The organism is Duncaniella sp. (assembly GCF_029054785.1).
In the GTDB taxonomy this organism is placed as follows: Bacteria; Bacteroidota; Bacteroidia; order Bacteroidales; family Muribaculaceae; genus Duncaniella.
In genome coordinates this window covers 1-21329 of the sequence record NZ_JAIDEN010000028.1, presented here as the reverse complement: position 1 = coordinate 21329, position 21329 = coordinate 1, and the positions used below count along the sequence as shown (strand labels likewise).

General features: G+C 55.2%; 13 protein-coding genes. 4 read left to right on the top strand and 9 right to left on the bottom strand.

Annotated elements, in window-relative coordinates:
* Positions 1-62: 62 nt before the first annotated feature.
* The 3 genes from K2H17_RS01785 to rsmH all read right to left on the bottom strand — a co-directional run bounded on the left by K2H17_RS01785 (position 63) and on the right by rsmH (position 3483).
* The gene (locus tag K2H17_RS01785) at positions 63-2147 is read right to left on the bottom strand and encodes a penicillin-binding protein (protein ID WP_300130688.1); all 2085 of its coding nucleotides are present in this window, start codon (positions 2145-2147) and stop codon (positions 63-65) included.
* A gap of 63 nt (positions 2148-2210) precedes the next feature.
* On the bottom strand, positions 2211-2525 hold the full coding sequence (locus K2H17_RS01780; protein ID WP_300130686.1) for an FtsL-like putative cell division protein: 315 nt from the start codon (positions 2523-2525) through the stop codon (positions 2211-2213).
* Between the two features lie 43 nt (positions 2526-2568).
* Complete coding sequence (gene rsmH, locus K2H17_RS01775) at positions 2569-3483, bottom strand: 16S rRNA (cytosine(1402)-N(4))-methyltransferase RsmH (protein WP_300130684.1); 915 nt, start codon at positions 3481-3483, stop codon at positions 2569-2571.
* A 303-nt stretch (positions 3484-3786) separates the two neighbouring features.
* On the opposite strand from rsmH, the gene K2H17_RS01770 reads away from it, so the two are divergent.
* The 4 genes from K2H17_RS01770 (at position 3787) to K2H17_RS01755 (ending at position 8621) form a co-directional block, all read left to right on the top strand.
* On the top strand, positions 3787-4365 hold the full coding sequence (locus K2H17_RS01770) for a non-canonical purine NTP diphosphatase (protein WP_300130681.1): 579 nt from the start codon (positions 3787-3789) through the stop codon (positions 4363-4365).
* A gap of 39 nt (positions 4366-4404) precedes the next feature.
* Positions 4405-6864, top strand: a complete 2460-nt coding sequence (locus tag K2H17_RS01765; RefSeq protein ID WP_300130678.1) for a hypothetical protein — start codon at positions 4405-4407, stop codon at positions 6862-6864.
* Positions 6865-7044: 180 nt separating this feature from the next.
* Positions 7045-7569, top strand: coding sequence for a hypothetical protein (locus K2H17_RS01760; protein ID WP_300130677.1), 525 nt, complete (start codon positions 7045-7047; stop codon positions 7567-7569).
* An 86-nt stretch (positions 7570-7655) separates the two neighbouring features.
* Positions 7656-8621 carry a type I phosphomannose isomerase catalytic subunit gene (locus K2H17_RS01755; RefSeq protein ID WP_300130675.1) on the top strand — a complete coding sequence of 322 codons (966 nt, stop codon included), beginning with the start codon at positions 7656-7658 and terminating at the stop codon, positions 8619-8621.
* Between the two features lie 537 nt (positions 8622-9158).
* On the opposite strand, the gene K2H17_RS01750 is transcribed toward K2H17_RS01755, so the two are convergent.
* The 6 genes from K2H17_RS01750 to K2H17_RS01725 all read right to left on the bottom strand — a co-directional run.
* Entirely contained in the window at positions 9159-10085 is a 927-nt protein-coding gene (locus K2H17_RS01750) for a hypothetical protein (RefSeq protein ID WP_300130672.1), read from the bottom strand.
* 162 nt (positions 10086-10247) lie between these two features.
* On the bottom strand, positions 10248-12500 hold the full coding sequence (locus K2H17_RS01745) for a TonB-dependent receptor (protein ID WP_300130670.1): 2253 nt from the start codon (positions 12498-12500) through the stop codon (positions 10248-10250).
* 259 nt (positions 12501-12759) lie between these two features.
* On the bottom strand, positions 12760-14157 hold the full coding sequence (locus K2H17_RS01740; protein ID WP_300130668.1) for a pectate lyase: 1398 nt from the start codon (positions 14155-14157) through the stop codon (positions 12760-12762).
* A 120-nt stretch (positions 14158-14277) separates the two neighbouring features.
* On the bottom strand, positions 14278-16278 hold the full coding sequence (locus tag K2H17_RS01735) for a RagB/SusD family nutrient uptake outer membrane protein (RefSeq protein ID WP_300130666.1): 2001 nt from the start codon (positions 16276-16278) through the stop codon (positions 14278-14280).
* 19 nt (positions 16279-16297) lie between these two features.
* Positions 16298-19564, bottom strand: coding sequence for a TonB-dependent receptor (locus K2H17_RS01730; protein ID WP_300130664.1), 3267 nt, complete (start codon positions 19562-19564; stop codon positions 16298-16300).
* A gap of 324 nt (positions 19565-19888) precedes the next feature.
* On the bottom strand, positions 19889-21329 hold a 1441-nt coding region (locus K2H17_RS01725; protein WP_300130661.1), incomplete at its 5' end, for a hypothetical protein.

Genomic DNA, 21329 nt, shown 5'->3' with positions numbered 1-21329 from the left:
GTAGTGTTTGACTATTGTTTCAGTAATTTGTCTGTTTGGGAGAGGAGTAAGAGGAAATTTTTTCAGTTGGCGAGCACGAGCCGGATGCGGGTGCCTTTCGGGGGATGAGATCCGGCGCTGTGGCTCATGGAGCGTACATAGCCGGAACCGGAGTATTCAATGTTGTAGCCGGCGTTCTCAAGTGCCACGACTGCGTCCCGGAGACCGTAGCCCTTGACATCGGGGACTCCACCTCCGGGTGCCGGTGGTGCCGGATTGCGGAGGGTGCGGCGCGAGGGGATGGAGAAGTCGGCCTTGACTTTTTCGTATGGATTCTTGCCGGGAGTGGCATAGAAGGTGGGCGCGTTTGCCGAGGGGGTGTTCTCGCGGTAGTCCGAACTGTTGCCAAGCAGGCCGCGGGAGTAGAGTTTGAGAGCCACGTTGCGCAGCACCTGGCCGGAGGTAGTCGCTGCGCCGAAGAAGTTTTTGGTCGGATGGCAGGTCAGCACGACGCAGGAGTACATCGGGTTTTCCGCCGGGAAGAATCCGCAGAAAGCCAGACGCTTTTTCCCCTGGTTGTAGGCCCCGTTCTCGATCATGTAGCAGGTTCCGGTCTTTCCGGCTATTCTGACAGTGTTGTTGCGCAGGAAGCGTCCGGTTCCGTGGTCACCCCAGACGACGTTTGTCAGCATCTCGCGCACGATTTTGGCAGTGCGCGGCGAGCAGGCGCGTCCGTTGCCCATGAAGGTGACGGGCAACACCGAGTCAACCGCACCCTTTATCTGCTTGACAAGGCGCGGGCGCACGAAGACACCGTCGTTGGCGATGGCGTTGTAGATTGCCAGGGTGTAGAGCGGCGGAATTTCAGTCGCATAGCCGTAGCTCATTCGTGAAAGGGCTATGCGTCCTCCGCGGTCAGAGGGTATGCTGTCGAAGCGCGGCGGAACCTCGCCTGCGATTCCTGTGTTGAGCGGTTCGAGGAAGCCGAGTTGCTTGACGCGCGAATAAAAAGCGCCGGGGTTGTCATTGTATTTCCGGGTGATGATGCGGGCCATGCCGATGTTCGACGACTGTTCGAGCACATCGCCGACGCGGATCGAGGTCGAGTGGTGGGCGTCGGTGATGGCGCGTCCGCCCGCATAGGCCCATCCGCTTCCGGTAGGCAAAGTTTCGTTCAGATCGGTGACAATGCCGTCTTCAACGGCGATCATCATCGAGAGGGTCTTTACGACAGATCCGGGTTCATAGCCCATCACTGCGCGGTTGCGGGCCTCGATATAGCCCGGTCCGCGGGGATTGCGTTCAAGATTGGAGATTGCCTTGATGTCGCCGGTCTTCACGTCCATCAGCACTGCCACACCCCAGTCGGCTCCGCAGGTGTCGAGGACATTGTTCAGCTCGCTCTCGACAATGTCCTGCATGTTGATGTCGATCGTTGTGACGATGTCGCTGCCGGGGACAGCCGGGACATCGGTCCAGTCGGTGATCTTCTTGGTCAGGTTGATCATCTTGCTGTAACCGATCTTGCCGTAGAGGAGGGAGTCAAGGGCTTTTTCGAGGCCTGAGATGCCGTGGATCTCCTTGCTTTCGGTCGTTTCGCCGACACCGCCGATGCTTCGGCGCGCCATGTCGCCGTAGGGGTTGAAGCGGCGCATGTATTTTTCAAACGTCAGACCCGTGCGGTTGCGGTTCTTGACGCTGAAAAAGGGCAGTGTGCGCATGGTCTCCATATCGGCGTGTGAGAGTCCGCTCAGGAGCTTGTAGGCTCTCGGACGCTCGTCGCGTTTCTTGTCAAGCGGTGCGAGAAGGTGTTTTTTCCAGCCTTTGGCATCGCGGACGGGGAAGAGCCGGGCCATGTCGGCGGCAAGGAAGTCGATTGTGTCGCGCAGGAGTTTCTCGTTGAATTTCTCGGCGCGGTAGTCGAGTCGGGCGGTGTAGAAGTTCAGGTTCGTGGCGAGGACACTTCCGTCGGAGGCGAGGATGTTGCCGCGCGGGGGCACTATGACTTTGCTTTGGGTCAGCAGGGCGTTTGCGCGTTCGTTCCACTTGTCGGCGTCAATGACGGTGTTGTCGACGAGTTTCGATACGATCTTCGCCGACAGAAGCAGAATGAACACGATCACGAGTCCATAGCGCAGAAGTATGTTGCTTCGGTTGTCCTTTTTCACGATGTCTGAAGAAAATTGGGAGTTGAGAGGTGGGATGGATCGGTGGATAGGTTCGGCAAGGGGTTACTTTGGAATCTTGTAGGGAGGCTGTGACTGCACTTTGAGATTCAGGTGGAGGGAGTCGACCATCTGCTGCATGGACGTCTCACGGATGCGCCCCATGAAGGCGCTGCGCTCGCGGGCTTTCTCGTTGTTGACGATCTCAAGGGTGCGTTCGAGAGCGGCGATTTTCTCCATGTTTGTCTGGCAGGTGTATTTGGTCGTTATGTAGACCATTATCACCACGATGCAGATGAGCACCGGGAGCCAGTGGCGGGCGAAGAAGTCGCTCGACAGCACCTGGCCGCGGAAGAGGCGTGTGATAATGGATGCTTTCATCTTTCTGAGGGGGTATATGAGGGTTGAGATGTTGTTCTTTGATTCAGAGTTTCACGGCCACGCGGAGTTTTGCGCTGCGCGAGCGTGGGTTGCGTTCGGTTTCTTCTGCCGAGGGGACTATCGGTTTTCCGCCCAGAGGCTTCAGGGGCGCCGTGATCTTTCCGAAGAAGTCTTTTTCGACATTTCCGGCGAAGTTGCCTGTTTTCATGAAGTTCTTGACCAGGCGGTCTTCGAGGCTGTGGTAGGTGATGACCGCGAGCCGTCCGCCGGGCTTCAGGACTTTCAGGGCGCCTTCGAGCAGGGCTTTCAGTGCGCTCATCTCGTCGTTGACCTCGATGCGCAGAGCCTGGAAGACCTGGGCGAGTTCTTTTTTCTCTTTCCGGGGGTCGATGTGGGGGCGGATTGCCTCGGTCAGGCGTCCGATTGTCTCGATCCGCTCCTCGTTGCGGGCTTTCACGATCGAGCGGGCCATCTGGCGGCTCTGTTTCAGCTCGCCGTAGATGTAGAGGATTTCGGCAATCTTCTCTTCCGGCAGGTTGTTGACCAGGTCGGAGGCCGAGCGACGGGCCAGTCGGTTCATCCTCATGTCCAGAGGTCCGTCGAAGCGGAAGGAGAAGCCGCGTTCCGTGTCGTCGAAGTGGTGGAACGAAACACCAAGGTCGGCCAGCACTCCGTCCACTTCATCAACGTCATAGTAGCGCATGAAGTTGGTGATGAAGCGGAAGTTGGAGTAGACCATCGTGAACCGCGGGTCTGACGGAGCGCGCCTGACAGCGTCCTCGTCCTGGTCGAAAGAGTAGAGATGGCCCCCTTCCGATGCGTCGAGGTTCTCCATGATCGCACGTGAGTGGCCTCCGCCACCGAAAGTGGCGTCGACGTAGATTCCATCAGGCCGTATGTCAAGGGCTTGGATGGTTTCAGGCAGAAGGGCGGGTATGTGGTAGACTTCTTCAGGCATGTGCGGAGTGTGTCGGCAAAATGGGTTAGCGTTAGAGGGTGTAAAATTACAAAAATTTGCAAAACTAAACAGTAAAAAAGACGTGAAAAAATCAAGAAGTTATTAACATTTGATGAAGGTGTTGAAAATCAGCCTCTCGCTGTATTTACAAATGCAAATTAGCGCCGGGGTCCGCGTTGGCGCGGCTGACCGGCGCTGCCGGTGGGAGGCTGTGTTGTGAGATCGCTGTGAAAATGCCCTCTCCGGATGCTAAAATCAACGGCTGAAAGCAATAACGGAGCCCTTTTGACGTTAAATAATAATATGCAGGAAATAGTATTTGCCACAAATAACCAACATAAGCTCGAAGAGATCCGCCGCATTGTCGGCGATAAGTTCAGAATCTTGTCGCTCAGTGACATAGGCTGCCATGAGGACATACCGGAAACCGCCGACACGCTCAGCGGCAACGCTCTCATGAAAGCCCGCTATGTCAGGGAGCATTACGGCTACGACTGTTTTGCGGATGATACCGGTCTGATGGTCGATGCTCTTGACGGTGCTCCGGGAGTCTATTCGGCCCGATATGCAGGTCCGGGCCACGACAGCGCGGCCAATATGGCTCTGCTGCTTAAGAACATGGACGGAATCAGCGGGCGCTCGGCCCGTTTTGTGACCGTCATAGCCCTTCTGGCTGACGGGTGTGAACACCTCTTCGAAGGGAAGGTGGAGGGTGAGATCCTCACCGCCCCGCAGGGGAGTGCAGGATTCGGCTATGACCCTGTGTTCAAGCCGAATGAAAGTCCTGTCAGCTTTGCCTGCATGAGTCCTGACGCAAAGAACGCCATCAGCCATCGAGGCCGTGCCACGGCGCTTCTTCTGGATTTCCTGCTGAAACGCTGACCCTTCTCACCTCTCCATGAATTTCAAAACACTCCGCAAATGATAAGAAAACTCATCATATTTTTCTTCTGTCTGCTGCCTCTTGGCCTTGCCGCCCAGCTTGCCACCGGCAGCTGGAAGGTCTACGGCGCTTACGGCGTTCCTGACAAACTTCTGGAGACTCCCCATTTCATCTATCTCCTTACCAGAGGATCGCTCCATTCCTACGATAAGGACAATGACGAGAGCCGTTCCTTCCTGCCTGGCGAAGATCTGAACGACCAGCATATCAAGAATATTTTCTATAATGAGCAGGGACGTTATCTGACTGTCTGCTACTCAAACGGCAATATTGATCTGCTTTACGATGACGGACGTCTGGTCAATCTTCCTGACATCCGCGATGCGAACCTGACGGTGTCGAAAGTGATCAACGACGTCAAGTTTGACGGTGATCTGATCTATGTGGCCACATCGTTCGGTGTCGTAGTGTTCCGCGAGAGCACAGCCGATGTGAAAGAGTCGGGAGTCTACAACGTCAACATCTCGGTGATCGGCCTGACACGGGACCATCTTATAATCTATCCCCTTGAGGGAGAGATGGCCCACCATTTCCTTGCCATCGAAAAAACTGCAAGACTCCATTCGATCAGCCGTTACACGTCGGTCGGAGTGCTGTCTGACAATTTCATCGAAATGACTCCGCTATCCGATGAGCCGGACGAGAACGGATTCTTTCATTTCCTTGTCCGTGACGAATTCCCTTATCTTGGCAAGATCGGAATCAGGTGTGGCGACAATCCGGCGGTCGACCCGTTTTTCGTGGCCTCGCCTGTCCCGTTCTGTTTCCGTGGGAAAGATGCCGCCTACTATGTCTGCGACGGCAAGATCTATGAGGCCCGGCTTCCCTGGACCGTGACTGAGATTGCGACTCTGCCGGAACCATTGGCTGACAATCTGATAGTCTTTTCCTCGGACCTTTCGTCAGTCTGGGCGGCAGGCACGGACGGCCTTGGCCACTATCGTTTCGAGGCCGACGGAACTCTGACGGTCCTGAGAGATAAATTCCGTCCGTCAGGAGTGACCACGTTCTCGGATATATCCTGCTTTTTCCCCTCGACTGACGGGCGCGGATTCTTCATCTCCAATCTTGGCATCAGTGGCTATAAGCCTGTCGGTAAAGGCGATTTCTTTGACACGGTGTTTACCGGCAATTTTATCAGCAACGGTGAAATCGAGGATATACCCATCACCGGTCCGATGACGATCAAAAATTCTCCGGGTGTCTCTTCGGCGTCAAAATACGGCTATAACCACATTTTCGCACCTTCATTCGTCCTTGAAGATCCGGATGACCATTCGATCCGCTATATCGGTTCAGGTCTTGACGGCCTTTTCGTTGTGAAGGACGGCAAGGAGCTTGCGAAGTTCGACGAGAACAGCAGCATATATAAGAACGTCAACTGGGCATGGCGCACTAATGACGCCTGCTTTGACGAGGAAGGCAATCTTATTATAGGTGTCTACACTCAGAATATCAACGCATCGCCTCTGGCAGTGCTTCCGGCTTCCGTGCGCCGCTCCAAAGAGCTGAAGGATATAAAGAAAGAAGACTGGATCAATCTCGACATCGGCAAGTTCATCTATGTGCGCGATGTGGACCTGCTCGTGTGCAAGCATTCTCCGATGATCTTCATGATCGACGTGCAGCACAACGGCGGTTTTGCAGCGCTGCATCACGGAGGAACCATGACTGATCCTTCGGATGACCGCAATGTGGTGGTCAATACAATGATAGACCAGGACGGCAAGTCCTTCGCTCCAAACTTTGCAAAATGCCTTGTCGAGGATCATCGAGGAAGGGTCTGGTGTGGCACAACCTCCGGAATCTTTGAAATCACTAATCCGCTGGGCGTCTTCGCTTCCGATTTTAATATCAACCGTCTGAAAGTGCCTCGTAATGACGGCACTAACCTTGCGGACTATCTGCTTGAGAGCGAGGAGGTCAACTGCATAGCTGTCGATCCGGCCAATCGGAAGTGGGTCGGGACGATGAACTCCGGGGTCTATCTTGTGAGTGAGAACGGTGATGAGGTCATTGCAAATTTCAATACCTCGAATTCTCCTCTCGCCACCAACACGATCACGGCCGTCTATGCCGATCCGAACAGCAATTCGGTGTTCATCGCCACGCTTCAGGGACTTTATGAATATGCTACCAGCACATCCCCTGCCCGTCCGGACTATTCAGATGTCTACGCCTACCCGAATCCCGTAGAGCCGGGCTATTCAGGCTGGATTACGATCAAGGGCCTGATGGACAATTCACTCGTCAAGATCATGGATTCCGGAATGCACCTTGTCTATCAGACGCGCTCGCAGGGCGGAATGGCTGTCTGGGACGGCTGCACTCTTAACGGTGCCCGCGTGAAAAGCGGTGTCTACTATGTCCTGGCATCAACTTCCGACGATCTTTCCTCCGAGGGGGATGTCGTGACGAAAATCCTCGTGGTGAATTGATCGGTTTTTAGTCAAGTACTGAGCCTCTTAGAGAACAAGACGCTTATGAATGGCGTTTTCTAAGAGGGTGTTTCAGCAATTTGCCAAAAGAGACGCCAAGGCTCAGATGACTCAGAGGTTGTTATCAGACAATCTCTTAATAAATTTGATATTAACTCTTGATTTTAACACCCTCCGAACATGGAAACTCTGAAATATAAAGATGATACTGACCGAAGCTACGGTGCGACCGGAATGGCCATCGGACTGCTGATTTTCGACGGCGAGGATATGCTTGCCTCTATTAACATCGACAACGATCCGAACGACATGGTCGAGATGTCGCCGGATTTTTATTTTGCCGGCAATCCGGGTGTTTCAGCAAAAACCGCCTGGAATCAGCTGCTTAAGAACTACAATCTTGGGATCGGTATGCTGATGTCAAACTTCCTCTGCCGTCATCTCGTCTCTGCGCGTCAGGCTCTTCCCGCAGCTCTCCGCGATCTTATTCATCAGGTCGCAGTCGAGGAGGGCCATGAGGCATGTTCGCTTGAGGATGACGAGATTGACCGTCTGTTCGAGAAGAACATGGCCTATCTGACCAAAGTCTTCTCTCATCGTGGTGTCCAGTCAATCGCCCATGACTTTGCCGCCGAACTCCTCTCGCGCCGCTCGCTCTCGCGTCTTGATGTGCTTGAGCAGCTGGAGGCTCTCAGGGTGCTCTGATGCGTGACTTCCGAACTTTATCTGCACATTACTGCACAGACCATTCATCACACACCATTCATCACACACAAATAAATGCTACAATAATGCTCGACAGACCATTACATTTTACGCCTTACCTCAAATCAGTCATCTGGGGAGGTGAACGCATTGCCCCTTACAAGGGGATAGAGACCGATCAGACTTCGATAGGTGAAAGCTGGGAACTCTCGGCAGTCCCCGGCCATGTTTCTGTGGTTGACCGCGGTCCTTTCGAGGGGCGCTCGCTCACGGATCTTATCGCTGCCTATAAGGCTGACCTTGTCGGCGCTGAGATCTATGACCGTTTCGGCACTGCGTTTCCGCTTCTGATCAAGTTTATTGACGCGAAAGCCGATCTTTCGGTCCAGGTTCATCCTGACGATGAACTGGCCGCCATGCGCCACAACTGTCCCGGCAAGACCGAGATGTGGCAGATCATGGAGACTGCTCCTGAGGCTAAAATCTACGTCGGACTCAAGGAGCCGATCACTCCTGAGGACTATGAGCGGCGTGTGGCCGACAATACCATCATGGATGTCATTGACGCCTATGACTCAAAGCCCGGCGACACTTTCTTCCTTCCTGCCGGACGCATCCACGCCATCGGCGCAGGCAATCTTCTGGCCGAGATTCAGGAAACAAGCGATATAACCTACCGCATCTATGACTATGACCGCCGCGACAAGGACGGCAATCCGCGCGAGTTGCACACTTCCCAGGCCCGCGATGCCATCGACTATACGGTCCATTCCGACTATAAGTCGCATCCCGAAGGTTCGCTCCTTGCCGATTGTGCCCATTTCGTGACCCGCAGGTTTGTGCAGGCTGATGGCTGCGTTGACATTCCGCGTGACCGCGATTCGTTCACCATCATTATCTGTCTTGACGGCGAAGCCGAGATTTCGTGGACCGGGACCGATGGTGCGGAAGGTTCTCAGAAGATTTCACGTGGTGAGACATGGCTTTTCCCGGCTGTGCTTCGTGGCCTTGTGTTTTCCGGAAAGGGCGAGATCCTTTCGGTTCAGGCCTGATACGAGGCATTGCCTGACGGTAAATCGGCATCCTTGACAGGACGCCTTTATTTTTTTGAATGCTTAACCCGTGACACCAGCGCTGCGCTTTGGTGCCACGGGCTATGAGTAAACCGACGTCCTTCCGGACGTCACATTCCTGATCCTGGATTTCAGTGTCCGTAAATGGTATGCCTGATCCGGATAGCATCATGCCGGATTCGGTGTGATTTCCACGCCTATGTCATGCCCCGCCATCTGCGGTCCTCATGATCCGCGTCATTGGATTTTTGTGTCCTTTAGGACACTGATTTATCGTAGCCCGCGACGCCGTGCGTCAGCACAGCGTCGCGGGAATATGATATACCACCCCAATGAAATGTCCGTCAGGACATTGATTTACCGTCAAGATTGGCAAAACCGAAGTCTGATCCGAGAGGCTGTCGCCGACAAATGACATATATGAGATATTGGGGTGGTATAGAAAAACATCTGACGGCATCTGAATCTGAAATTCGGATACCGTCAGGCATTTTAAGGTATTTAAAGGAAAAAGGATCAGTCCTTCTTTGTGTTATAGAGGAGATAACGCAGTGACGCAGTAACGTTATATTTGTCATTGTCACCGAGATTGCACTTGAAGCGGATTGTTGCGCCGCGTTCGAGATTACCGATCACAGACAGATCTGTCATTTCAAGACCTTCGGCAGGTTTGTCGCCGGAGGTTCCGGTGAAAATGCCAAGCGGTTTGTCGGTTCCGGCAACAATTGAATATCCATCAGAGGTAAATGTGAAAGGAACGTCCTTGACCATGAAAGTCAGAGGATTCATGCTTTCGGCATATTTGCCGTTGTAGACCTGAATGGTAGCAGTACGCTTCTCCTGATTGAGAAGTACGATGTAATATGTATCTGCCTGAGCCTCAAGATTGTCAGCATTGGTATAAGTCTTATCCGGATTTTCAAGATTGATTGCGGCAACCGGGCCGATGTAAGCGTTGCGTGTGGCGTAGGTTGTCACGTAGTAGCGCGGTTCATTGTTGATGTCGAGCTGATAGCGGATATAATAGACAGGACCAAGTTTGCGGCCGAAATAGGCACGCAGATTGAAGTTATCGAACACATAGGCTGAGGCACCTGCGTTTTCAGGTGTGATGCTGCGGCCCGTGGTCACAATGAAACCGTCGTTCTGATCCTGTGTATATTTCATTGTCGGGAATTTGAACGAAAGAGCGGAAGCTCCCTGGCTGAGAACTACGTTTGAAAGAGCGATTTCGACTTCTCCGTTGTTCGGTGTGTATTCCAGATTATATGTCGGGGCGCTTGCAATGAATTCGCTGCCTGTCTGGAGGTCGATCACACGGTTGAAGCATTCGCCTCCGCCGTAGTTGTAGGTCAGGCGCTGATCATCTGACGAACTGCCAAGGCAGGATGTCAGAGCAAGAGTGCTGACCAGCATTGCTGCTGAAAGAAGATATTTCTTCATAATGGTTTTATTGGTTGGTTGTATTATAAAGGCTGTGATAATAGTCTATAATTTAACGCTGTGGGTGCTTGCTTATTGTTGTTTGCGGCGTTTGCTTTAGTTAAAAAAACACAACATCGGCCAATTATCCCTGAGGCTCCCGATTTGCTCTGCGCATCCCAATCAGATAGAGGGGAAGTCAAGTCTCAGAGTCAGACCTCCGCGGGCGGGAAGTCCGCGCTGGAAGAAGCTGTTGGACATTGATTCGAAGCGGAAGGTGTTGAACTTCTTGTCGGCGAGGTTCTTGCCCCAGATTTCCAGCGATCCGGCGGGGAATTCGAAGCGCAGGGTGGAACCGAATTCAGTGTAAAATGGCTGTCGCCAGAGGTTGGCCTCGTCCCAGTAGATTGAGCCTGTCCCGCGCATGTCGGCAGAGAGGCTGACGGCGTTGAGCCAGCTGAGGGTCAGTGGCTGACGGTAGGTCGCGCCGACGAAGAGGGTGTTGGACGGTGCGTAGGGCACTCGCTTGCCCTTGAAATCTTCGATTCCGTCGGAGAAACGGCGGAATGTGGCGTGGGTATAGCCGTAGGCAAGGTTGAAGTTCCAGCGGGTGGTCGGACGGTAGTTGAGAGTGAACTCGCCGCCCATGCTGCGGGTGCGGCCTGCGTTGGCCATGATGCGTCCGGTTGTCGTGCCGTCGGGGAACATGGTCAGCTGCTGGTCGCGACATTCGATAAGGAAGAGGGCAAAGGTGGAGTAGACACGTCCCTGATCCACGCTGAAATGGCCTCCAAGCTCGTAGTTCCAGGAGATTTCAGGCTTGTATTTTACCATCCGTGCAACGTCGTATTCCACCGGACGTCCCAGCTCTTCCATCAGACGCTGTTGCAGGAAGTCGGAAAACATCTGGGTGTTGAAGCCTCCTGATTTATAGCCTTTTGCCACGGAGAAGAACACTGCGGAGTGTGGAAGGTTGTACGTTACGCTGACTTTCGGCAGAAACTGTGTGAAGTGCTGCGAAAGGCGGTCGCTGTTGTCGATCTTGATCTCCTGGGTGCGGAGGGGTATGTTGCCGCGCCACATGGTTGCCGAGGCATCGGCATAGCTGTGATAGCGCAGGGCTGTGTGTTCGTAGTCGAAGCGCAGACCCAGGGCGAATGACAGGTTGCTGATGTCGTAGGAACTCTGGTGATAGAAGGCTATTCCTTTTGTCGGGTTGTGGAATTCGGATCCGAGCAGCAGTTCCGGCTGATCCCAGCCCAGTCTCATTCCGGGGGGTAGGATGGAGTTGACGTTGTCGAGGATCAGGCTGTTGATTCCGTCTTCCTTGAAGGTCACTGGAGCTGAGATGTCGGCGTGTTTGTAGAAGCCGAATATGCCTCCGAGCCATCCGTAGTCACCCTTGTTGCCGCGGATGACGATGTCCTGTGTGATGTTGCGGTCATGCTGCCGCTGCGTGAGGGTGAAATAGCTCTGTGGCAGGAAGTCCTGGTCAAGAGTCATGTTGTCGGACAGATAGTTGAATCCGGTGATCGAGGCGAGGGTAAAGTTGGGAGTGGACCATGTGACGGTCAGGCCGTCGGTGAATGTCGTGCGGCGGTAGAAGGTCGGGTCGTTGTAGTCGATGCGGTCGGTCTCTGCCGAGGCATACGGATAGCCATTCTGATGAGCGTGGCCGTAAGAGGCGACATTCTCGATGCTGAGGGCGTCGGAGGGGCGGAAGACTGTGCGCCAGCGCAGTGACTCGCTGTGCTCGCGGTCGGCCCGCGAGCCATCGTAGCTGTTTCTGAAATAGCCGTTGCGGCGGTTGCCGTAAGCGCTCAGTGACGAGGCCCATTTCGAAGAGAAGCGGTGGTAGTATGAGAGGCCGAGGCGATAGTTGCCTTGAGTGGCGGCACCGGCGAGCACACGCATTCCCTGATAGTACATCGGGGAGAGTGTGTAGATGTTGATGAGGCCTGCGATCGTGTTGCGGCCGAAGAGGGTCGACTGCGGACCGCGGAGCACTTCGATCCGCTGGATGTCAGGCGAGTCGAAGTCGTAGGCGTCCTTGTTGAGATAAGGGACGTTGTCGACGTTGAGTCCGACTGCCGGCTGGTCGATTCGGGCTCCTATGCCGCGTACATATATAGAGGAGGTCATACGGGAGCCGTAGTCCGGCATGAAAAAGTTGGGAGCGAGTTCAGAGACCCCTTTGAGTCCGGCCACATCGAAGCGTTCGAGTTCGTGCTGCCGCAGGGTGGTGACGGTGACGGGCTGGCGCAGCAGCGAGCGTGCCTGCTTGATTGAGGTGACATTGACCTCTCCGATATGCAGGGTGTCGGGACCTTCTTTGAGGTGGTTCGGTGAGATTTCTCCGGGAACTGTCGAGGCTGAGACACCTGTCAGACCTAAAATTGAAAAGATGATTGAAAATACGTTCAGACGTAGTGTCATGATGAAGGGAATATGTTACCTTGGAAATTCGAAATATGATGGTGTTGCTGCTGCGAATCCTGTCACAGGCTCCATAAATAAACAGGAGTCATGCAACACTCACTCGAAATTTGAAAGAGAGTGCAAAGGTAGCAATAATTATTCAACCAATTTTAACAGATGATATTAAATAAACATTAAATATATCTTCACAATTCACGTCTGATTTATGTGCAATCGCTTGAAAAACAGGTCTGTCTATCCGCTGTCCGCTGATCATTCAGGGACGGAGCAGGGAGTTGAGATAGATTTCGACGTTTGTGTAGGCAGGGTCGAGTGTGTAGGCCGAGGCATCGGAGGGATCTGACGGATTGAGTCCGTGGTCAAGTTCCCATGCGTCGGGGATACCGTCGCCGTCGGTGTCAGTCTGCGGGGCGGCGCTGCGAAGCAGGGGCCAGCCTCCGACCTGCGAGGGGGTGTCGATGATGCCGTTGTGTCCGTTTTCGCCCAGACCGAGGCTGACCTGGCGGATGACTTCGCTGTCATAGCTGTCGCGCACGAAACTGCACCCTGCGTCGGCCATGACACGGCGGTAGGCTTCCTCAGGCTTGTCTTCGTTTATGGCCATATAGGGGAAAGGGCTGCTGACGAGGCAGGATGGGCTTGCGCTGCCTGGCTGGGGGATGGCTGCGGGGCTGATGCCTGACTCCGGCGGCGCGCTGCGGCGGTGGCGCATGTAGGGGCGTCCCTCGCGGTCTGAGACAGCCAGGCGGTTGTCTGCCGAGGCGGCCGGGTCGCCTTCCATGATGTTTCCGCTGACATAGTAGCGTCCGGTGGCATCGTCGGAGACGTCGAGCAGGCGGCGGTGTTCGGAAGCCGGACCGGGTTTGTAGTAGTTGGCGACCATGTTGATTTCGGCGTGATGGCCTCCTCCATAGGCGGTCTTGTATCCCCAGTTGTAGACCACATTGTTGCGGAAGTCGACCCATTTGGTGCCGTCGACCGAAGAGAAGCGCGGGTTGCGGCTTGCGTGGTTGGCGAGCAGGTTGTGGTGGAAGGTTGCCTTATAGCCGCCCCAGATTCCTCCGAAGCCGTGGCTTCCTTTGGTGTGGACAGAGCTGTTGAGGCTGTGGCTGACCAGGCACCACTGCACGGTGAGATTTTCGGTTTTGTAGATCGACAGACATTCGTCGATGCTCCAGCTGACCGAACAGTGGTCAAGGATTACGTTGCGCTGGCCGTAGCGTCCGCCCCCGATTCCGTCGCTGTCGAGATTGTGGCGGTCGCCGGGGCGCACACGGATGTGGCGGACTATCACTTCCGAGGCATTGACAACGAGGGGATAGTCCTTGAGGCAGATTCCGTCAGCCGGGGCCGACTGTCCGGCAATCGTGATGCTGTCATTGTTGATCCGCAGTGGGGAGAGCAGCTCGATTGTCCCGTCGACATCGAAGGTCACGATCCGCGCTCCAGAGGCCTCGACGGCTTCACGCAGGCTGCCCGGACCGCTGTCGTTGAGGTTGGTGACTTTGATCACCCTGCCTCCGCGCCCGCCGCGGGTGTATTTGCCGTAGCCTTCGGCGCCCGGAAAGGCGAGAGGTCCGGCTTCGGAAGCTTCGAGACTGAGGGTGCCGGCGAGAGTGGCGAGTATAAGCAGAATATTTTTGTGCAGTGTCATATAGCCGATAGAAAAAAGCGGACGGCGGAACGGAGGCAGATGAGTGCCGCCGGGATCCGCCGTCCGAAATTGAGGTTTATTATTATTTAACGGTTCCGTTCGTTGGGATTAAACACCCTCTTAGTATCCGGGGTGCTGCTGTCCGGCAAGACCGGGGTTGACATCCATGATGTTGGTCTGGTGGAAAGGCATAAGCTCGGTCTTGTTTTTGGTGAGACCGTAGAAGATGCCGGTGCCGTTCGAGTTGGTGATCCAGGCGTTTTCGTCGGCCACACCGTCGATCTTCACGACTGACAGGTTGCCCTTCTGGGTGGAAGTGTTGATGCTGAACATGTTGAGCAGTGTGTATTCCACTTCTTCCACTTTCTGTGCCGATGCAGGCACGAGGCTGCGGCTGAGATATACCTTGCCGTCTGCTTCGAAGAGCTTGCATTTCACTGAACCGGCGGATGCAGAGTTCATGGTTTTGAGTTTTGTGACATCATCGTCGCTGAGGCCGATTGTGGCAAGGTCGGCATCGGTGATCTCGATGTGGTCGAGAGCGATTGTCGGATCCTTCAGAGTGGGAGTCACGTCGATCTTGAAAGCCCAGTAGGGAGCGATGTCGGCATAGCGGCCTTCACGCTTGCAGAGCTGGACGAGTTTGTCTTTCTCGGCCATGAGAGTCTCGTACTGGATGCCCCAGCGCGGGAGGTCGGTGCGGCGCAGGCCCTCGTTGTTGAGTTCGAGCTTGCGTTCCTGAATGATGAAATCGAGGAATTCGTCATGTCCGGTGGGGATGGTGCCTACCTTTGACTCATCGTTGCGGAAAGCGCGCATACGCACTTTCTTGACAGCCTTGACAGCCTCGTCGGTAGCGCCGTTGTGGAGCTCGTTGAGAGCCTCGGCATACATCAGGAGGACGTCAGAGTAGCGCAGCATCGGCCAGTTGATGTCGCGTTTCGAGTCAGAAGTGCCTCTTTCGGATTTCCAGTTGATGCGATATTTTCCGACGCCCATGCCGGCATAGGTGTTCATGCGGTATGAGTCGCCTGACGAAGCGAGCACGAGTGCGTAGTTGCAGATGGAGACGTCGCGGCGCTGGTCGCCTTCCTCGAATTCGAAATAGAATGTCGGAATTGACATCATCTGCGAGCCGCATTTGCCGATTGTGGAGCTTGAGCCGGTGCCGGGGATACCGTTGGTGTAGCCTGTGCGGCAGTCGATTGAGTTTGCACCGTACCAGCCGTATTCAAACATTGTCTCTTTGTTGTACTGCTTGAGGGCGAGATCGCGGAAAACCTGGTCATAGTTGTCGAGAAGGTCGTTTTCGCCTTTCAGGATGACGGCCTCACAAGCGTCGGCTGCGATCTGATAGAGTTCGCGGACGCGGGCATCGTCGTCGCGGCGGGCGATGCGCACTGTCGAGTTGTCATAGGGGACTTTGTCGAGGTCCCAGCGCAGGGAGTAGCCTGCGGCATAGAGAGCTACGCGGGCAAGAATGCCGTAGGCTGCGTTTTTGGTGAAGCGTTCGGGTGTGGAGAGGTAGCTTTCGCTGCGCCAGGGGAGGAGCTCGGTAGCCTCCTGGAGGTCTTTGATGCACTGGTCATAGATGACGTCGCGGCTTTCGCGCGATGACTCGAAGGTGGTGAGTTCCGAAGTCGGTCGGATCGAGAAGGGGACGTCGCCGTAGAAGCGGATGAGGTTCCAGTAGGCGTAGGCTCTCACGGCAAGCGCTTCGCCCATGAGGCCGTTGACATGGATGCGGTCAGCTTCGGTTGTGACGGGGACCTTGTTGAGTTTGCTGATGCAGACGTTGGCATATTCGATCGACTTGTACATCGAGGTATAGACGTTGCTGAGCATACCGGTGAGGTTGGTATAGTCATAATTGCTGACGTTATACTTCGAGTTGCTTTCCTTTGAGGCGCTTTCGTCGGTGCCTTCAAGGAGCTGATAGCCGAGTTCCTGATGGTGGAGTGATGCATAGCATCCGGCCACGGTCATGTCGGCGCGGCTGATTGTCGCGAATACCGATTCGCTGTCGGCTTTCGATTCCGACGGCATTTCGAGCCAGTCCTCGCATGAAGTGAGTCCGCCGAGCACCGCGGCAGCCGCCAATATGTTGAATATCTTTTTCATGATAGTTTCTGATTGGGGTTTAGAATGAAAGATTTACACCGATCACCCAGCTCTTGGCACGGGGATAAGAAGAGTTGTCGATACCGGGGGTCAGGGCGCTTGAAGACGCTGCGACTTCGGGGTCATAGCCGGTATAGTCGGTGAAGGTGTGGATGTTGTTGGCTGTCGCATAGAAGCGCAGGTTGCTCAGGCGGATCTTCTGGATCGCTTTCTTGGGCAGGGTGTAGCCGAGAGTGATCGTGTTGAGGCGCAGGAAGGAGCCATTCTCGATGTAGTAGCTGCTGTGGTCCGAGATGGCGGTTTTGTTGTTTTCCGAGATGTTCCACATCAGCTTGCCGCTGTGCTGGCCGGGGTTGAGTTCTGCCAGACGGGCGAGGTTGGTTGTGGCTTCGCCTGTGGCGGGGTCGATCAGGGTGAAGCGACGGGCCATTGTCGAGATGGTGTTCTGGTTGGGGAGATACGGGCCGATGAAGCGCTGGGTACTCATGTTGAACACCTTGTTGCCGTAGCTGAAGTTCATGAAGACAGAGAGGTCGAAGCCTTTGTACATGAATGTGTTGGTCCAGCCGCCGGTGAATTTGGGAGCCGCGTTGCCGATGACGGTGCGGTCGTTGACGCTCCAGACGGGGTTGCCGTCGGCGTCGGTCTCGCCTGCGATTGATTTATATTTGGCGTCGCCGGGACGTACGGTTCCGTTGAAGCCTTTCAGGCGTGCCACTCCGTCTTTGAGCTTGTAGGTGCCGTCGGCGAGCTGATCGAAGTCGTCGGTGGTATAGATGCCGTCATAGACGAGACCGTAGAACTGGCCGAGGGGTTTGCCGGGTTCGATCTTGAAGCCCATGCGTGATTCGTAGTCCTTGATCCAGGCCTTGTCGCTGTTGGCGTAGAGGCTGAGGACTTTCGAGCGGTTGAACGAGATGTTGAAGTCCATTGTCCAGGTGAAGTCGCGGGTTGCGATGTTGACGGTGTTGAGGACGACTTCGACACCGCGGTTGCGGATCGAACCGATGTTCTGATACTGGGTGGTGTAGCCTGTCGAGCTGGGGATCTTGTTTTCGATCAGCAGGTTGTCCGACTGGTTGTTGTACCAGTCAACCTGAAGATTGACGCGGCTGTTGAAGGCCGATACGTCAAGACCGAGGTTGACAGTCTTGGTCTTTTCCCATACGAGGTCGGGGTTGCCGAGGACAGTGCCGGGCACGTAGGTCGGGAAGTCGGAGGGGCCGTTGCCGTAGTGGCCTGAGCCGTACTCGGTGGCATACATGTTGTTGGCTATCTTGTTGTTGCCGGCAACACCGTAGCCTGCGCGGAGCTTGAGGTTCTGGATGTAGTCACGGGCCGGTTCCATGAATTTCTCCTCTGAGATGCGCCATGCTGCTGAAACAGAGGGGAAGCTGTCCCATTTGTGGCCCTTGGCGAATTTCGAAGAACCGTCGCCGCGGATTGTGGCGTTGATCAGGTAGCGGCCTTCAAAGCCGTAGGATACACGTCCGAAGACTGAAACCAGACCGATGCGCGATTTGGTCGAAGTCCACTGGTAGGGAGTCGAGATGCTGACGTCGTTCAGGCCGAAGTTGCCGTCAGGGAAGGAGCGGTATTCGTTCTTGAGGTTCATGGATTCCCAGTGGGAGGTTTCCTGGCCTACGAGCACTGTGAAGTTGTGTCTCTTGTCGATGTCGAAGGCATAGTTCAGGGTGTTGGTGATCTGCCAGTTGGAATCCTCGTAGTTGTTGCGCTTTCCGTAGCCGTAGGGGCTGTTGTTGGAGTGGGCTGTACGGGTTGTGCCGTTGTCCCAGTAGTCTTCGCGGGTCTGGGTCCACATGTAGCTGCCTGCCGTGCGGAAAGTCAGGCCTTTGATGATGTCGATCTCAAGGCCGGCGTTGACGGTTGCCATGCGCTTGAATTTCTTGTTGTCGATGGCCTTGTTGGTGAGGATGGGGTTGTTGGTGTCGTAGCTTGCGCTGCCGGGCATTGCGAGATATTCGTCAGCGAGGTCCTGGTGGAGGAGCTGTTCGTTGGTCCAGCGCTCACCGCCGGTGACGGGCTGAAGGATGGTCTGCTTCAGAGTGCCGCCGAGCGAGCCGCCGCCTTCGGTTGTGGTCGACTGGAGGCTGGTGGCGAAGTTGAAGCGCACGTTGTCGAAGATCTTGTGGTTGAGTTTGGCACGGACGCTGTTCTTGCTGTAATTGTGCTTGTCCATGATGCCGTCCTCACCGGTGTAGTTGTAGCTGACCATGAAGTTTGTGCGGTCGTTGCCGCCGGTGATGCTGACATTGTGGTTCTGGGTGATGCCGGTCTTGCCGAACACCTCGTCCTGCCAGTCGATGGCCTGGCGGTTGCGGTAGTTCTCGGCTATGCGGGAGTAGGCACCGGTGTAGAAGTCGGGGTCGTTGATGTTGCCGCCGAAAATTCCGGTGAAGCTGTCGAGATTGCCGCGGAGGGCCTGGTATTCATACTGATAGCGCACATAGTCTTCCACTCCGAGCAGGTCGAGCTTTTTGCCGAGGCGCGAGAAGCTGACGTAGCCGTTGTAGCTAACCTCGCTTTTGCCGGATTTGCCTGATTTGGTGGTGATGAGGATCACACCGTTGGCACCTGCCGAACCGTAGATGGCTGTCGCCGAGGCGTCTTTCATCACGTCGATTGTCTCGATGTCGTTGATGTCGACGTTCTGAAGACCGGATTCCATCTGGAAACCATCGACGATGTAGAGCGGTTCTGAGCCCTGGGTGATTGATGTTCCGCCGCGGACGGTGATGTTGATGTCAGCGCCCGGTGCACCGCTCTGGGTGATCACATTGACACCGGCAGCCTTGCCTGTGAGGGCCTGTGCGGCTGTGGTGACGGGCATTTTTGCGAGTTCGGCACCGCCTACCGACGATGTTGCGGCAGTGAGGTCCTTGCGGCGTACGGTAGCGTAGCCGATGGCCACGACTTCGTCAAGCATGGCCGCTTCCGGTTCGAGGGTCACGTCGATCACGCTCTGGCCCTTGACCGCTATTTCCTTGGTCTGATAGCCGATGTAGCTGAAACGCAGGGTTGCGTTGGCAGGTACGTTTTTAAGTGAATATTTGCCGTCCACGTCTGTGGCAACACCTGTTGTTGTGCCTTTGATAATGACGTTGGCTCCGATCATCGGTTCGCCCTCGGTGTCAATCACCGTGCCGCTTACCGACAGAGTCTGTGCATTGACAGAAAATGCTGTCACAGCTAAAAGCAGAAGGATGTACAACCGTCGGAATGCACTGAGGCAAACGGTTGAAACAAAACAATGCTTGTCTCTCATAATGGTACTGGTTAAAAGAACAATTAGAATATAGCACTTATTGTGCTGTTATTTTTAAGGTATGATGGTATTAGAAAATGCAGAATAGTTCCGAAACAAACAAATTGTGCGCAAAATTAGATAAAATTAGCCAAATTACCCCCCCCGAAAAGTTAAAATAAGTTAACAGAAGGGGCGGATTTTCGTCTTGCTTATTGTATTTTGTACATATTCAATGCCGCCTCCCTCAAAATACAAGAAGCGGAAAAACTGCCGCCACCGTCATGCGTGATGACCGGTTACATGCAGTTTTTCCGCTTTGTGCTGTTGTGCCGGGAAGTGTGGTCAGGGAGTGTCTTCAGAGGGGGCTTTTTCCGCGAGTGACTGAAGGTCGACGGTGATGGAGGCGGGATAGAGGCGCCGGGGGTCGAAGTAGCGGGCGCAGCTGTTGACGAGGTCGCTGAGACGGGGTGTGAGGCGTCCTTTGAAGACTTCTTTGCCGTTGATCCGAAGGCGTATCTTTTTGTTGAGGTTGACGAGACTGTCGTTGAGATAGACGGTGAAGCGTCCTGTGGTGGCGGGGACGGCGGTGCGGGTGAAGCGGAGGCCGATGGGGAAGCCGAAGCGGCTGTCGGACTCGGCGACGGTGTAGCTGACGAGGCTTACGCGGATGTCGATGGTGTTGCCGTCGATGTCCATGCGGTAGGTGGTGCGCGAGTCGCTGTCAGTGTTGCTGCGGGTGTCGACCCAGAGGTTGTGGAAGCCGTCGCGGTAGATGCCGTCCATCTCGAAGTTTTCCCAGATGACGTGGTGAGGGTAGGGGTTGCGCCGGTGGGCGATGAGCCAGGGGGTGGTGTGGGAATAGTCGATGGAGTGGCCGCGTCCGGGCTGGATCTCGATATGGTGGACGTAGCCGTCGGGGTGCAGGGCTCTGATGGAGTCGAGGGCTTCGCCGGTGATCTGCGTCAGGCGGTTGCGCAGGAAGCCGCTGTCATGCTCGCCGGTATGGAAGGTGAATGCGGTGTTGCGGAGGTTTTCGACGGGGGCGTTGACGAGAGGTTCGCCTCCGGCCATCGGTCCGGCTCCTGCAAGGTAGTCGGCGTAGAACGAGGCGAGACGCTGGCTGCCGTAGCCTCCTTCGGAGATTCCGGTGATGTAGATGGCGTCGGGGTCGATCGAGTCGGTGCGCAACATGGCTTGGCGCAGGAGTTTGCGCCAGGCCCATTGTTTGGATTTCTGCCACCAGCGGTAGTATTGTCCGGTGTTTGGTATCTGCGGGATTACGTAGAGCGACGGGGCGTCGTCGAAGCTGCGGGCGAGTTTCAGGCCTGTGATCCATTCATGGTATTTCGGGCCTGAGCCGTGGAGGTAGATGATGAGCGGGTATTTCCCTCCGTTGCAGTCCGAGGGTGTGCCTTTGGTGCCGAAGAAGAATGGCATTGTGGCATCGGGTTCGAGGTCGGCGGGGAGATGCCATCTGAGGGCGTGGTCGTTTTTGAGGGTCGGGGTGAAGCCGTCGAGCGGGGAGAGCACGGAGGGGAGTTTCTCTTCGTCGAACCCGGCGTTGGCCTGCTGCCATTGCTGCCAGATGCGGGCGCTGACTTCGGCGATGTGGCGGGGGCTGATGGTCAGGCCGGAGGCAAAGGCGGTGGTGTCGCCCCGGAGAGTTGCGGCGAAGTGGTCGTGGATGGCGGTGTAGTCGATGTTGTCGGGTTTGACGTCGGTTTTGCCTGTGGCTCCGAAGGCCGGGAGGGCAAGGACGAGAAGGAGGTGCAGGAGGCTGAGA

Bases quoted from the DNA above. Each gene is read 5' to 3' on its own strand.
- K2H17_RS01780 (WP_300130686.1), bottom strand. From the start codon at position 2,525: ATGAAAGCATCCATTATCACACGCCTCTTCCGCGGCCAGGTGCTGTCG.
- rsmH (WP_300130684.1), bottom strand. From the start codon at position 3,483: ATGCCTGAAGAAGTCTACCACATACCCGCCCTTCTGCCTGAAACCATC.
- K2H17_RS01770 (WP_300130681.1), top strand. From the start codon at position 3,787: ATGCAGGAAATAGTATTTGCCACAAATAACCAACATAAGCTCGAAGAG.
- K2H17_RS01765 (WP_300130678.1), top strand. From the start codon at position 4,405: ATGATAAGAAAACTCATCATATTTTTCTTCTGTCTGCTGCCTCTTGGC.
- K2H17_RS01760 (WP_300130677.1), top strand. From the start codon at position 7,045: ATGGAAACTCTGAAATATAAAGATGATACTGACCGAAGCTACGGTGCG.
- K2H17_RS01755 (WP_300130675.1), top strand. From the start codon at position 7,656: ATGCTCGACAGACCATTACATTTTACGCCTTACCTCAAATCAGTCATC.
- K2H17_RS01750 (WP_300130672.1), bottom strand. From the start codon at position 10,085: ATGAAGAAATATCTTCTTTCAGCAGCAATGCTGGTCAGCACTCTTGCT.
- K2H17_RS01745 (WP_300130670.1), bottom strand. From the start codon at position 12,500: ATGACACTACGTCTGAACGTATTTTCAATCATCTTTTCAATTTTAGGT.
- K2H17_RS01740 (WP_300130668.1), bottom strand. From the start codon at position 14,157: ATGACACTGCACAAAAATATTCTGCTTATACTCGCCACTCTCGCCGGC.
- K2H17_RS01735 (WP_300130666.1), bottom strand. From the start codon at position 16,278: ATGAAAAAGATATTCAACATATTGGCGGCTGCCGCGGTGCTCGGCGGA.
- K2H17_RS01730 (WP_300130664.1), bottom strand. From the start codon at position 19,564: ATGAGAGACAAGCATTGTTTTGTTTCAACCGTTTGCCTCAGTGCATTC.